Below are 12,692 nucleotides of genomic sequence, written 5' to 3' on the forward strand. Positions count from 1 at the left end.
GAAGACCGGGCTTTAGCTGATCTTAAGATCGCCGTGCTCTAATAGCGCCATGAAAATACTGCTGATAGAAGACGACCTGGACCTGGGCAACGGCGTGCGCATTGCACTGGCGGACCAGGGCATGGACGTGGTGTGGACGCGTCAGCTGGAAGACGCCGCGCGCCAGCTGGAGGCCGGCGGCTGCGACCTGGTGCTGCTGGACCTGGGCCTGCCGGACGGCGACGGCATCTCCTTGCTGAGCCGCTTGCGGCGCGAGCGGCGCGACTTGCCGGTCTTGATACTGAGCGCGCGCGACGCCCTGAGCGACCGCCTGCGCGGCCTCGATTCCGGCGCGGATGACTATCTGGTGAAGCCCTTCGAGCTGGCCGAGCTGCTGTCGCGGGTGCGCGCGCTGGCCCGCCGCAGCTATGGCTTCGATGGTGAAACGCTGGAACTGCGCGGGCTGGAACTGCACGCGCCCACGCGCCGCGTGAGCGTGGCGGACAAGCCGGTGGACCTTACCGCCAGCGAATACGAGCTGCTGAAAATGCTGCTGATGCGCGCCGGCCGCGTGGTGACGCGCCGCATGCTGGAGGAACAGGCTTTGCCGGGCGCGCAGGCCAACGCCAGCAATTCGCTGGACGTGCACATGGCCAATCTGCGCCGCAAGATAGGGGAGGGCTATGTGCGCACCGTGCGCGGCGTGGGCTATGTGATCGACGTGAAGGCGCCGGGCGCGGCGGGGCCGGCATGAACAGCGCCGCAGCCCTCGCCGCCGCGCCCTGGTGGCGCCGCCTGTGGGCCGCTATCGTGCAGCCCAGCCTGGTGCGCCGCCTGATGGTGGCCCAGATGGCGCTGCTGACGCTGTTGTGGACCATATTTCTCGGCTATATCAGCTACGAGATCGGCCATGACCAGGAATTGCTGCACGAAGACCACATCTACCACACCATCCTGGCCGTGGCGGACGACCTGGCGGACCAGCCGGACCGCCAGATGCACAGCCTGAAACTCATCGACCTGTCCCTGAGCAAGGGCTATGGCAGCGGCGATCCCAAGCTGTCGCCGTCGCTGGTGCTGATACAGGGCGGGCGCGAGATTTTCCGTTCGCCGCATGCGCCCGCGATCGACGTAGGCAATTTGCCGCTGGACCGCACGGAACTGGTGAGCCTGGGCGACCGCAAATGGCGTTTGCGCACCGTGCAGGCCGAGGGCAGCGGCACCCGCGCGGTGATGATGGTGCCGGCCGGCGGCTGGTATATCTTCGTCACCATCAGCATGCGCGGCTACTACCTTCTGCCTTTGCTGATCAACCTGCCGTTCCTGTTGCTGCCGGCCTGGCTCTCCATCCGTCTGGCCTTGCGGCCCTGGAGCAGCGTGGCGCGCGAAGTGGCCGCGCGCGGCCCGCATGCGCTCACGCCGCTGGTCTACACCGCGCGTCACCGCGAACTGGTGGCCATGGTGGACAGCATCAATGCGCTGATGCAGCGCGTGGCCGAAAGCGCGCAGCGCGAGCGCAGCTTTATTGCCGACGCGGCGCACGAGCTGCGCACGCCGCTGGCGGCCATGCGCGTGAACGTGGAGGCGCTGCACAGCCAGGCGATGGATGAACGTGAACGGCAGCTGCTGGCCGGCATCCTGAGCAGCGGCAACCGGGCCACGCGGCTGGTCGGCCAGCTGCTGATGCTGATGCGCAGCGAAGCCACGGACACCGGTCAGGATGCGCAGGAGCGCGTGCCGCTCGACGAACTGCTGCAGGACCGGCTTGCCGTGCTGTCCGGCCTGGCCGCCGCGCGCGGCGTGGAGCTGGAACTGGCGGCCGCGCAGGACGTGGCGGTGCGGGGCCAGCGCGAGAGCCTGATTTCGCTGGTGGACAATCTGGTGGAAAACGCCATCAAGTACGGCCCGGAGGGCGGCACGGTGCGGGTGGGCTTGGCGCTGGCGCATGGTGGGGAGGGCGCGCCAGCGATGGCGCTGCTGACGGTGGAGGACCAGGGGCCGGGCATTCCGCTCCCGCTGCGGCAGCGTGTGTTCGACCGCTTTTTCCGCGATCCGGCGCAAACCCAGAGCGGCAGCGGCCTGGGCCTGGCGATCGCGCAGGCCGCCGCAGCCCGGCACGGCGGCCGGATTGCACTGCTGGACGGGGAGGGCGGGGGATTGCTGGTGGAAGTGAGCTTGCCGCTGGCGGTTTGATCTCGCTGCTTGAGCCGGGATCAGCGCTTTTGGCGGGAGTTCATTTTGTCGATCAGCTTGGCCAGGTCGTCCTGCATGGTGGCCGACATGTTCAGGAACTGGCAGCCGATCTGCACCTGCTCGCCGAGCAGGAAGGAGCGGTAGGTGCGCGACAGGCGGATTTCCAGGTCGGCGATGATCACCGCGTCCGGGCCCAGTTCCAGGCGCACGCGCTGCAGCTTGCGGCCCACGTGCAGGCCTTGCGAGTCGCGCGGCGCGCAGCGCATGCCCACGCCGCCTTGCGAAAAGTCGTATAACTGCAACTCGTAAGGCTTGCCGTTCAGGACAAACGAGGCCGTGAAATAGACGCCCAGCGGCGTTTCCAGCCGCGCCGTGGCGCGCCGGTTCAGCACCTGGCAGCGCTCGGGAAACTCCAGCGGGATCAGATGCGGCTGCTCGGGCATCGAATTCCAGGCCGGGCCGGGCAGCGTGAACTGTATTTTGGCGCTGCGCAGCCAGGCCACGAAGGTGGCGCCGCCGGGCGGAATCGTCTCGCCCTCGTTCAGCTCCAGCACAAAGTGCGGCTGGTCCGGCGACACCGACTGGATGCGCGCCATCACCACTTCGGTACTCATGGCCGGGTAGACGGAGACCGCGTCGCCGTTTTCCGCCAGCACGGTCAGCGAATCGCCGATGTCGTCGACATCCGTTATTTCGTGCGGCTTGGAGCCAGCCGCAATGGGTTCCACCGCGTCTTGCAGCGCGGGCGGGCCTTTACGGAAGTCGTTAGGAATTGGATCGTTCACAGCAGCAAGTCTCTATAAGGGCGGTTCACCGGCCGGTCCCGGTAGTTTACAAGCATATCAGGACTTTGGCTTGCCAAATAGCAAGAAAACATAGCGAATACGGCAATTCTTGTGGTTAAAATTGCTCGTCGGCCTTCAGATAGCGCCACTGGCCTTCCGGCAAGTTGCCCAGCTTGACCTTGCCGATGCGCACACGTTTCAGCCCGACCACACGCAGCCCTACCATATCGCACATGCGGCGGATCTGGCGCTTTTTACCTTCGCGCAGGGTAAAGCTGAGCTGGTCGTCGTTCTGCCAGCGTACCTTGGCCGGCAGCAGGGGCTTGCCGTCCATCCACAGGCCATGGTTCAGCTTCTTCAGGTCCGCGTCCGGCAGCTTGCCTTCCTTGGTGTACTGTACCCGCACCAGGTATTCCTTGTCGACGTTGGTGTGTTCGCCGATCAAGGTCTTGGCCACGCGGCCGTCCTGGGTCAGCACCAGCAGGCCGACCGAATCGATGTCCAGGCGGCCGGCCGGGACCAGGCTGCGCAGCTGGGTGGGGTGGAACTGTTCCGGCGCGTCGCACTCGGCCCAGCGGTTTTCCGGCTTGATCAGCGCCACGGCAGGCGTGTAGCCGTCCTCGGCCTGGCCGCTGACGTAGCCCACCGGCTTGTTAATCAGGATGGTGACGCGCTTGGACTGCTCGGCGGCGGCCTGGCGTTCGACGGTGACGCGCTGGCTCGGATAGATTTTGGTACCCAGTTCGGACACCACCTGGCCGTCCACGCGCACCCAGCCGCGCGCGATCCATTCATCGGCCTCGCGGCGGGAGCACAGGCCCAGTTCGGACATGCGTTTGGACAGGCGTAAGAGTTCTTCAGACATTGTTCTTATTCGGTGAGGAGGAAGCGCAGGCTTAAACCTTGAGCGCTTCCAGTAAATCGGTTTCCAGCTGGAGCTGGTTGCGTGCGTTGTTGAGCGCGGCGCCGTCGACGAGGAACACGTCCTCGACCCGCTCGCCCAAGGTCATCACCTTGGCCGTGTGCAGGTTGATGCGGTATTTGGTCAGCACATTGGCGATCGAATACAGCAAGCCGGTGCGGTCGTTGGCCGCCACCGACAGCAGATAGTACTGGCCCCGTTCGTCCGGCCGCAGGTCCACGGTCGGCTGGATGGGGAAGGTGCGCGACAGGCGCGACAGGCGGCCCCTGGTCGGCACCGGCAGTTCGGCCTGCGACTGCAGCAGCTCGCACAGCTCATGCTCGATCAGGCTGATGATGTCGCGGTAGCTCTTGGCGAAGTTCTGCTCCGTCACCAGGAAGGTGTCCAGCGCGTAGCCGTGGCGCGTGGTGTGGATCTTGGCGTCCAAGATGCTGAAATTCTTGCGGTCGAAATAGCTGCAGATGCGCGCGAACAGGTCCGGCTGGTCCTGCACATACACGGCCACCTGCAGGCCTTCGCCTATCGGCGCCAGGCGGCACTTCACCACCGGCTTGGCGCTGTCCAGGCGGTCGTACAGGGCGCGCGTCTGCCAGGCGATGTCGGACGCGTCGTGGCGCAGGAAATAGGCCATGTCGAGCTGCTTCCACAGCGGCTCGTGCGCGTCCGGCGGCAGGCCGTACAGGCGCAGGGTGGCCAGGGCTTCCTGCTGGCGGTTCTTCAGTTCGCGGTCGGCCGAATGCGGTTCGCCGCCCAGCACGCGCAGCGTGATGCGGTACAGGTCTTCCAGCAGCTTGGCCTTCCAGGCGTTCCACACCTTGGGGCTGGTGCCGCGTATGTCGGACACGGTCAGCAGGTAGAGCGCGGTCAGGTGGCGTTCGTCCTTCACCAGCTTGGCGAAGGCTTCGATCACGTCCGGGTCCGACAGGTCCTGCTTCTGCGCCACTTGCGACATGGTCAGGTGCTGCTCCACCAGGAAGGTCACCAGTTCGGTGTCCTCGGCGCTCATGCCGTGGTCCTGGCAGAACTGCGTGGCGTCGGCCACGCCCAGCTTGGAGTGGTCGCCGCCGCGGCCCTTGGCGATGTCGTGGAACAGCGCCGCCACGTACAGCAGCCAGTGGTTGGGGAAGTTCGCCATCAGCTGGCTGCAGAACGGGTATTCGTGCGCGTGCTCGGTCATCGTGAAGCGGCGCATATTGCGCACCACCATCAGGATGTGCTGGTCCACCGTGTAGACGTGGAACAGGTCGTGCTGCATCTGCCCCACGATCTTGCGGAAGTTGGGCAGGTAGCGGCCCAGCAGCGACTGCTCGTTCATGCGCCGCAGCGCGTGCAGCATGCCCACCGGCGCCTGCAGGATGCGCAGGAAGTAGGCGCGGTTCACCGGGTCGTGGCGGAAGGCCGCGTCAATCTTGAAGCGCTCGTGCCACAGCGCGCGCGTGGTGCGGGCCGTCATGCCTTTCAGGGCGGGACGCTCGGTCATCAGCACGAACACTTCCAGCATGGCCGACGGCGTTTGCGCAAAGGTGTCGTCGGCCGCCATGTCGATGAAGCCGTTCACTTCATTGAAGCGGGCGTTGATCGGGGTTTGCTCGCAGGGCTGCGGGAACAGCCGCGCTTCGATGTTCTGCAGCAGGATGGAATTGAGCTGGGTCACCGTCTTGGCGGCCCAGTAGTAGCGCTGCATCAGGAACTCGCTGGCGCGGCGCATGTTCGGGCCGCTGCCTTGCGTGGTCAGGCCCAGCGTTTCAGCGATGGCGGTCTGCACGTCGAACACCAGGCGGTCTTCGCGGCGGCCGGCGTGCAGGTGCAGGCGCACGCGGATGTCCTTGAAGGCGCGCTCCTTCTCCATCAGCTGCTTCGCTTCGGTCTGGGTGATGAAGCCGCCGGTGGCCAGCGTGCGCCAGGAATTGGCCAGGCCCGCAGCCTTCACCATCCACAGGATCACCTGCAGGTCGCGCAGGCCGCCGGGGCTTTCCTTGCAGTTCGGCTCCAGGCTGAAGGGCGTGTCTTCGTACTTGGCGTGGCGCTGCTTCATTTCCAGCATCTTGGCGTGGAAGAAGGCTTGCGGGTCCATCTGCGCGTTGTAGCGCGTTTGCATCTCTTCGAACAGCGCCTGGTTGCCGCACACCAGGCGCGATTCCAGCAAGCTGGTTTGCACCGTGATGTCGGCCTGCGATTCGCTCATGCACTCGTCCACCGTGCGGATGCTGGAGCCGATTTCCAGGCCCAGGTCCCACAGCAGCTGCACCAGCTCTTCCAGGCGCGCGCGCGTGTCCGCGTCAGGCGCCTGGTGCAGCAGGATCAGCAGGTCGACGTCGGAATAAGGGAAAAGCTCGCCGCGCCCGAAGCCGCCCACCGCCACCAGCGCGGATTCGGGCGGCAGCGCCGCTTCCTGCCATGCCGTGGTCAGCACGCCGTCGACCACCTGGCGCAGGTTGCGCAGCAGTTTTTCGGGCATGCCGTCCTCGCGGAAACCGGCGATGACGGTCTGGCGGCCAGATTTGAGCTGGCTTTTCAGCTGCTCACGCAGCTCCTTCTTCATGGCGGCAGCGGGCATGCGTGGATCAGGCGGCGGCGGCAGTGGCTGCTGCGGCGGCGATGAACGCCGGCGGCGGCGGGGTGCCGGCCGACATGGTCAGCACTTCGTAGCCGGTTTCAGTCACCAGCACGGTGTGCTCCCATTGCGCGGACAGGCTGCGGTCCTTGGTCTTGATGGTCCAGCCGTCGTTCATCTCGCGGATTTCGCGGCGGCCGGCGTTGATCATCGGCTCGATGGTGAAGATCATGCCGGGCTTGAGCTCGTCCAGCGTGCCGGGGCGGCCGTAGTGCAGCACTTGCGGCTCGGTGTGGAACACCTTGCCGATGCCGTGGCCGCAGAACTCGCGCACCACGCTGTAGCCCGCTTTTTCGGCGTGCTGCTGGATGGCGTGGCCGATATCGCCCAGGTGCGCGCCCGGCTTGACCTTGGCGATGCCCAGCCACATGCATTCGTAGGTGATCTCGGACAGGCGCTTGGCCAGGATGGACGGTTCGCCGATGAAGAACATGCGGCTGTTGTCGCCATGGTAGCCGTCCTTGATGACGGTGATGTCCAGGTTCACCACGTCGCCGTTTTTCAGCACCTTGTCGCCCGGAATGCCGTGGCAGATCACGTCGTTGACGGAGGTGCAGATGGCTTTAGGGTAGGGGGTGTAGCCGGGCGGGCAGTAGTTCAGCGGCGCGGGGATGGAGCCCTGCACGTTGACCATGTATTCATGGCACAGGCGGTCGAGTTCGCCGGTGGTGACGCCAGCCTTGACGAAGGGAGTGATGTAGTCCAGCACTTCGGAGCCGAGGCGGCCGGCAACGCGCATGCCTTCAATGTCTTCGGCGGAATTGATGGTAATAGCCATGGGGTAGGTAATCTGTGAGAAATGTATAGGTGAAATTATAAACGACCCACCATCTTCTCGCGGGATTCATGTGCTTGTCGTATAGACAAGCCGTGGCTGCCCGGCCCCGGAGGGACGGATGCTACGGGAGAATGTAGCCGGACACTTTCCAGGCGCCATCTTTGTTGCGTGCCGGCGTAACAACTTCGGTGACGTTCGGTTTGTTGGCGTAGGTGGTGGAATAGACGATGACCACATACGCACCGTCCGGTGCGCCGGGGAGCTGGCTGGCGAAGGCCGCGGACTTCAAGCTCCGGCTCTTGACCTGCCCAAGTTGCTGCCTGATGGTCTGCATCGTCTGTACCCAGTCTGCCTGTGAGACGGCTTTTTGGATTGACTCGTCGGCCTCGGTCCAGGTAGCGGCACTCCGATTGGAGTCAGCCAAAGCCAGCCACTTCGCGGCCGTGGCCTTGGCCTGCTCAATATCCTCCGCGCTCTGCGCGTGGGCGGCCATGCAGACGGCCAGACTTGCGCCAGCCAGCAATTGCACAATGCGTTTCATTGCGGTCTTTCTCGAATTGTCTAAATGGTCACACATGCTGGTCGAGGAAGACCGGATTGCCGTCCGGGTCCAGCAGGATGGCGTAGGCGGGGCCGGTGGTGGTTTCGTCGGCTTCGGCGGTGAAGGCGACGCCCTGGGCCTTGAGCTGGCGCTGGATCTCGCGCACGTCGGTGAATTCGCCGAGTTGCTGCGCGTCCTGGTCCCAGCCGGGATTGAAGGTGAGGGTGTTTTTGTCGAGCATGCCCTGGAACAGGCCGATAATGTGCTCGCCGTTCTTGAGGATGACCCATTTGTTGGCGACGTCGCCGCCAAAGGGCTTGAAGCCCAGCTTTTCGTAGAACGCCAACGATGCATCGATGTCTTTAACCGCCAGGCTGACCGAGAATGCGCCGAGTTTCATAACATCTCCAAGGGTGTGGTTAGGATGATAATACTACAGCCAAGCCGGGCGCTTATGGCATGATGGAATACTTTAATTTGCGAAAGTAGTCATATGCGCATATATGCTGCCGCGATGGGCATGGTCTTGCTGTTGCTGCTGGGCCGGGCGCATGGCGCCGAATCCGTGCCGCCGATTGAGCTGAAGCCGGTCCAGGTGGCGCCGCAGGTCTATTATTTCCAGGGCCAGGCGGGCATGGCGAGCGCGGCGAACAAGGGCTTTATGTCGAACGCAGGCTTTGTGGTCACCCGCGACGGGGTGGTGGTGTTCGACGCGCTGGCCACGCCGGTGCTGGGCGCGGCCATGCTCCAGGCCATCGCGCGGGTGACGAGCCAGCCGGTGCGCCGGGTGATCGTGAGCCATTACCACGCCGACCATTTCTACGGCTTGCAAGCGCTGAAGCAGCCCGGTGTCGAAATCTGGGCGCACGGCGCGGGCAAAGCCACGCTGGCGTCGGACTTCACGCAGACCAGGCTGGCGGAGCGCCGCACGTCGCTGGCGCCGTGGGTGGACGGAGACACGCGGCTGCTGCCCGCCGACCGCTGGCTGGACTTCGGCCCGGACAAGGCCATCAAGTTCGAGCTGGGCGGCACGCATTTCACGCTGCTGGACGTGGGCGGCGCGCACTCGCCGGAGGACTTGATGCTGTACGTGGAGGACGCGCAAGTGTTGTTCGCGGGCGATCTGTTCTTCACCGGCCGCATCCCCTTCGTGGGCGATGCCGACAGCAAGGCCTGGCTGCAGGCGCTGGCGCGTTTCCCCGCCGGCCCCAAGGTGGTGGTCCCCGGCCACGGCCCGGCGTCCACCAATCCGCAGGCCGACCTGGCGCTGACCACCAGCTATCTGCTCTACCTGCGCGAACAGATGGGCAAGGCGGTGGCGGACATGCAGACCTTCGACCAGGCCTACCAGGTGGTGGACTGGCGCCGCTTTGAGCAGTATCCTGCGTTCAAGGACGCCAATCGCATCAATGCCTACGGCACCTATCTGCTGCTTGAGCGCGAAAGCCTGGGCAAATAATAAAATCAACTGAGGAGAAGTTCATGAAGCTGTTGCGTACTTTTGTGGCTGTACTGTTTGCGCTGTTCGCCGTGACCGGCATGGCCGCGTCCCAGATCAAGGTGGTCTACCATATCAGCAATAGCGACGTGGCCACCGGCGCCCTGAACAACATCCGCAACCACCTGAACGCCAGTCCCGGCGCCAAGATTGTCGTGGTCACGCACGGCCCCGGCATCGACTTCCTGCTGGACGGCGCGAAGAACGCCAACGGCAATCCCTACGACATTCCGGTGCAGGAACTGGCCGACCGTGGCGTGGAATTCCGCGTCTGCAAAAACACGCTCGATGCCCGCAAGCTGGACAAGTCCAAACTGCTGCCGGAGGCGAAGGTTGTGCCGTCCGGCGTGGCCGAGGTGGCGCGGCTGCAGGCGGAAGAGGGCTTTGTCTACCTCAAGCCTTGATATAATTGCCCTCCCTACCGTCGATGAGATTTCCGTGGATAACAGCTTAAGCAAAGAGCAGATGGCCGAATTGTTCGAGGAGGTGTCGAACGTCTTCTTCTTGCTGTCCGAACCCACGCGCCTGAAAATCCTGCATAGCCTGTGCCACGGCGAACGCGCGGTCAACGAGATCGTGACCGAGATCGAGGCCAGCCAGGCCAATGTGTCGCGCCAGATCAATATGCTGTTCCGCGCCAAGATCCTGGCGCGGCGCAAAGAAGGCACCCAGGTCTACTACCGCATCGACGATCCGGCCACGCTGGGCATTTGCCAGAGCGTCTGCGCCCGCGTGAGCGCCGATATCCTGGCCCGCAGCACAAACCGGCCCGAGCCGCAAGCCGCCGTCGCCTCCGCCAACGCCTGAAACGGTGTGTTTTTGCCACAGTGTAAAAACGCTTCGCAAATATGCGTGATTAGTCATATACTCCAGTTCAACACGCTTTGACGTGAATAAGAACGAGGAGACGGCATGGCCGGCGAAGCACCGAAGACGGGGCGCATACTGCGCGCTCCAGAGAATTTTGTGGACAGCCAGCTGGCGCTGGATATCACCAGCAAAGGCCTGGACGAGCAGCGGCGCGGCTTCCTGCGCAAGAGCTTCCTGGCGGCCGGCGCGGCCATGGCCAGCGGCACGGCTTTCGGCCAGGCCGCCGCCGGCGGCGATCCTGCCATCCTGACGCTGCCCGAGCATTCCAAAACCTTGGGCAAGCCGGTGGCGAGCAATCCCTACGGCATGCCGTCGCGCTTTGAAGGCGCGCTGCAGCGCCGCGAGTCGCCGGGCCTGACCCGCGTGAACGCGGCCTCGGTGTCGTTCACGCCGCTGCAAAGCCTGTTCGGCATCATCACCCCCAGCGGCCTGCATTTCGAGCGCCACCACCAGGGCTGGCACGACATCGACCCGAGCCAGCACCGCCTGATGGTGAATGGCCTGGTGCGCCAGCAAAAGGTCTACACGATGGACGACCTGATGCGCTTGCCGTCGGTCTCGCCCATGCACTTCATTGAATGCGGCGCCAATACCGCTATGGAGTGGGGCAATGTGGCGGTGCCGTCGGTGCAGTATTCGCACGGCATGCTGAGCTGCAGCGAATTCACCGGCGTGCCGCTCTCGGTGCTGCTGGACGATTGCGGCTACGACAAAAAGACTGCCCGCTTCGTGCTGGCGGAGGGCGCGGACGGTTCCGGCATGACGCGCACCATCTCCATCGACCGCGCGCTGGACGACGTGCTGGTGGCCTGGGGCATGAACGGCGAGATGCTGCGTCCCGAAAACGGCTATCCGCTGCGGCTGGTGGTGCCGGGCGTGCAGGGCGTGTCCTGGGTGAAGTGGCTGCGCCGCATTGAAGTGGGCGACCAGCCGTATGCCGCCAAGGACGAGGCCATCCACTATGTAGACGCCATGCCGGACGGGATGTACCGCCAGTACACCTCCATCCAGGAATGCAAATCCGTTATCACCACGCCGTCGGCCGGCCAGCGCCTGCTCGATACGGGCTTCTACAATATCACCGGGCTGGCCTGGTCCGGGCGGGGCAAGATCAAGCGCGTGGACGTGTCCGCCGACGGCGGCCGCAACTGGCGCACGGCGCGCCTGGAGTCGCCGGTGCTGTCCAAGTGCCTGACGCGCTTCAATATCGACTGGACCTGGGACGGCGCGCCGGCCGTGCTGCAAGCGCGCGCCATCGACGAAACCGGCTATGTGCAGCCGAAGATCAACGAGCTACGTGCTGTACGCGGCACGCGCTCCATTTATCACAACAACGCCATCCAGTCGTGGCAAGTGGCTGTGTCCGGGGAGGTGTCGAATGTCCAGGTTTATTAAAGCCGCCGTGGCGCTGCTGTGCGCCGCCGCTTCATGCACGCTGCTGGCCGCGCCGCCCTATGCCAACGTTGGCCGCAGCGCCACGCCGCAGGAAGTGGCTGCGTGGGATATCGACGTGCGGCCGGACTTCAAGGGCCTGCCCAAGGGTTCGGGCAGCGTGGTCAAAGGCATGGAAGTCTGGGAGGGCAAGTGCGCTTCCTGCCACGGCACGTTTGGCGAATCCAACGAGGTGTTTACGCCAATTGTGGGCGGCACAAGCAAGGAAGATGTCAAGTCCGGCCGCGTGGCGTCGCTGCGCGACAACAAGCAACCGCAGCGCACCACCATGATGAAGGTGGCAACCGTCTCCACACTGTGGGACTATATCAACCGCGCCATGCCGTGGACCGCGCCCAAGAGCCTGACCACCGAGGAGGTGTACGCGGTAACCGCCTACATCCTGAACCTGGCGGAAGTGGTGCCGGACGATTTTGTACTGTCGGATAAGAATATCGCCGACGTGCAGGCGCGCATGCCGAACCGGAACGGCATGACGCAGGCGCATGGCATGTGGGACGTGAAGGGCAAGGCCGACGTGCGCAGCACGGCCTGCATGAGCAACTGCGGCGACGTCAAGCTGCGCTCGGAACTGCCTGCGGCGGCGCGCAATGTGCATGGCGATCTGTCGGCGCAGAACCGCAGCTTTGGCGCGGTGCGCGGCGTGGACACCACGCAGCCCGCGCCGACGGCGGCGCTGGCCGGCAAGGCGCCCGTGGCTGGCGCTGGCGCCCCGGCTTCCGCTGCTGCCTCCGCTGTGGTTGCCGCGGCGCCCGCAAAGGCGAATGCTGGCGCTGGCGCTGGCGCTGGTGCGCAGGCGCTGGCCAGGCAGAACGCCTGTATGGCTTGCCACGGCGTGGGCAACAAGATTGTCGGCCCTGCGCTGCGCGACATCGCGGCCAAGTACAAGGGCGACGCGGGTGCGGCGCAGCGCCTGGCAGGCAAGGTGAAGGCGGGCAGTTCCGGCGCCTGGGGACCGGTTCCCATGCCGGCGCAGGCCCATTTGAAGGACGAGGACATTGCAGCAATCGTCGGCTGGATACTGGACGGCGCGAAATAAGCGCAATCAGTTAGCAGCCGG

The 12,692-nt window shown here is 64.7% G+C and carries 13 protein-coding genes; 7 read left to right on the plus strand and 6 right to left on the minus strand.

Annotated features, from left to right (window positions below; genetic code table 11):
- Window positions 1-49 precede the first annotated feature (49 nt).
- Together AC07S4_RS02900 and AC07S4_RS02905 are read left to right on the plus strand one after the other, a co-directional pair.
- Complete coding sequence (locus AC07S4_RS02900) at window positions 50-733, plus strand: response regulator (RefSeq protein WP_494985157.1); 684 nt, start codon at window positions 50-52, stop codon at window positions 731-733.
- Window positions 730-2,172, plus strand: a complete 1,443-nt coding sequence (locus tag AC07S4_RS02905) for an ATP-binding protein (protein ID WP_494985158.1) — start codon at window positions 730-732, stop codon at window positions 2,170-2,172. The genes AC07S4_RS02900 and AC07S4_RS02905 overlap by 4 nt, the downstream gene beginning before the upstream one ends.
- Window positions 2,173-2,192: 20 nt before the next feature.
- Here the strand turns inward: AC07S4_RS02905 and AC07S4_RS02910 are convergent, their stop codons facing one another.
- The 6 genes from AC07S4_RS02910 to AC07S4_RS02935 all read right to left on the minus strand — a co-directional run bounded on the left by AC07S4_RS02910 (window position 2,193) and on the right by AC07S4_RS02935 (window position 8,212).
- Window positions 2,193-2,957 (minus strand): flagellar brake protein, encoded by a 765-nt coding sequence (locus tag AC07S4_RS02910; RefSeq protein ID WP_494985159.1) that lies wholly within the window; start codon window positions 2,955-2,957, stop codon window positions 2,193-2,195.
- 115 nt (window positions 2,958-3,072) lie between these two features.
- On the minus strand, window positions 3,073-3,822 hold the full coding sequence (locus AC07S4_RS02915; protein ID WP_494985160.1) for a pseudouridine synthase: 750 nt from the start codon (window positions 3,820-3,822) through the stop codon (window positions 3,073-3,075).
- 31 nt (window positions 3,823-3,853) lie between these two features.
- Window positions 3,854-6,436, minus strand: coding sequence for a [protein-PII] uridylyltransferase (locus AC07S4_RS02920; protein WP_494985161.1), 2,583 nt, complete (start codon window positions 6,434-6,436; stop codon window positions 3,854-3,856).
- A 7-nt stretch (window positions 6,437-6,443) separates the two neighbouring features.
- Window positions 6,444-7,271 carry a type I methionyl aminopeptidase gene (gene map, locus AC07S4_RS02925; RefSeq protein ID WP_494985162.1) on the minus strand — a complete coding sequence of 276 codons (828 nt, stop codon included), beginning with the start codon at window positions 7,269-7,271 and terminating at the stop codon, window positions 6,444-6,446.
- A 121-nt stretch (window positions 7,272-7,392) separates the two neighbouring features.
- Entirely contained in the window at window positions 7,393-7,812 is a 420-nt protein-coding gene (locus AC07S4_RS02930; protein WP_494985163.1) for a DUF4019 domain-containing protein, read from the minus strand.
- A 28-nt stretch (window positions 7,813-7,840) separates the two neighbouring features.
- Window positions 7,841-8,212 carry a VOC family protein gene (locus AC07S4_RS02935; protein WP_494985164.1) on the minus strand — a complete coding sequence of 124 codons (372 nt, stop codon included), beginning with the start codon at window positions 8,210-8,212 and terminating at the stop codon, window positions 7,841-7,843.
- 120 nt (window positions 8,213-8,332) lie between these two features.
- Between AC07S4_RS02935 and AC07S4_RS02940 the strand changes: the two genes are divergently transcribed.
- From AC07S4_RS02940 to AC07S4_RS02960, 5 genes are all read left to right on the plus strand, one after another.
- Window positions 8,333-9,271, plus strand: coding sequence for an MBL fold metallo-hydrolase (locus tag AC07S4_RS02940; protein ID WP_494985165.1), 939 nt, complete (start codon window positions 8,333-8,335; stop codon window positions 9,269-9,271).
- A 23-nt stretch (window positions 9,272-9,294) separates the two neighbouring features.
- Entirely contained in the window at window positions 9,295-9,714 is a 420-nt protein-coding gene (locus AC07S4_RS02945; RefSeq protein ID WP_494985166.1) for a DsrE family protein, read from the plus strand.
- A 34-nt stretch (window positions 9,715-9,748) separates the two neighbouring features.
- Window positions 9,749-10,117, plus strand: a complete 369-nt coding sequence (locus tag AC07S4_RS02950) for an ArsR/SmtB family transcription factor (RefSeq protein ID WP_494985167.1) — start codon at window positions 9,749-9,751, stop codon at window positions 10,115-10,117.
- A 105-nt stretch (window positions 10,118-10,222) separates the two neighbouring features.
- Entirely contained in the window at window positions 10,223-11,575 is a 1,353-nt protein-coding gene (soxC, locus tag AC07S4_RS02955) for a sulfite dehydrogenase (protein ID WP_494985168.1), read from the plus strand.
- A complete protein-coding gene (locus AC07S4_RS02960) occupies window positions 11,559-12,671 on the plus strand; it encodes a c-type cytochrome (RefSeq protein WP_494985169.1) in 1,113 nt (370 codons plus the stop codon). The genes soxC and AC07S4_RS02960 overlap by 17 nt, the downstream gene beginning before the upstream one ends.
- The last annotated feature ends 21 nt before the right edge of the window (window positions 12,672-12,692 follow it).

The sequence above is a fragment of the Pseudoduganella sp. GW821-FHT05F09 genome, from assembly GCF_059419605.1.

What these genes read in the sequence shown, in the direction of transcription:
- AC07S4_RS02900 (WP_494985157.1), top strand. Translation starts at nt 50, where the DNA reads ATGAAAATACTGCTGATAGAAGACGACCTGGACCTGGGCAACGGCGTG.
- AC07S4_RS02905 (WP_494985158.1), top strand. Translation starts at nt 730, where the DNA reads ATGAACAGCGCCGCAGCCCTCGCCGCCGCGCCCTGGTGGCGCCGCCTG.
- AC07S4_RS02915 (WP_494985160.1), bottom strand. Translation starts at nt 3,822, where the DNA reads ATGTCTGAAGAACTCTTACGCCTGTCCAAACGCATGTCCGAACTGGGC.
- AC07S4_RS02920 (WP_494985161.1), bottom strand. Translation starts at nt 6,436, where the DNA reads ATGCCCGCTGCCGCCATGAAGAAGGAGCTGCGTGAGCAGCTGAAAAGC.
- map (WP_494985162.1), bottom strand. Translation starts at nt 7,271, where the DNA reads ATGGCTATTACCATCAATTCCGCCGAAGACATTGAAGGCATGCGCGTT.
- AC07S4_RS02930 (WP_494985163.1), bottom strand. Translation starts at nt 7,812, where the DNA reads ATGAAACGCATTGTGCAATTGCTGGCTGGCGCAAGTCTGGCCGTCTGC.
- AC07S4_RS02935 (WP_494985164.1), bottom strand. Translation starts at nt 8,212, where the DNA reads ATGAAACTCGGCGCATTCTCGGTCAGCCTGGCGGTTAAAGACATCGAT.
- AC07S4_RS02940 (WP_494985165.1), top strand. Translation starts at nt 8,333, where the DNA reads ATGGTCTTGCTGTTGCTGCTGGGCCGGGCGCATGGCGCCGAATCCGTG.
- AC07S4_RS02945 (WP_494985166.1), top strand. Translation starts at nt 9,295, where the DNA reads ATGAAGCTGTTGCGTACTTTTGTGGCTGTACTGTTTGCGCTGTTCGCC.
- soxC (WP_494985168.1), top strand. Translation starts at nt 10,223, where the DNA reads ATGGCCGGCGAAGCACCGAAGACGGGGCGCATACTGCGCGCTCCAGAG.
- AC07S4_RS02960 (WP_494985169.1), top strand. Translation starts at nt 11,559, where the DNA reads ATGTCCAGGTTTATTAAAGCCGCCGTGGCGCTGCTGTGCGCCGCCGCT.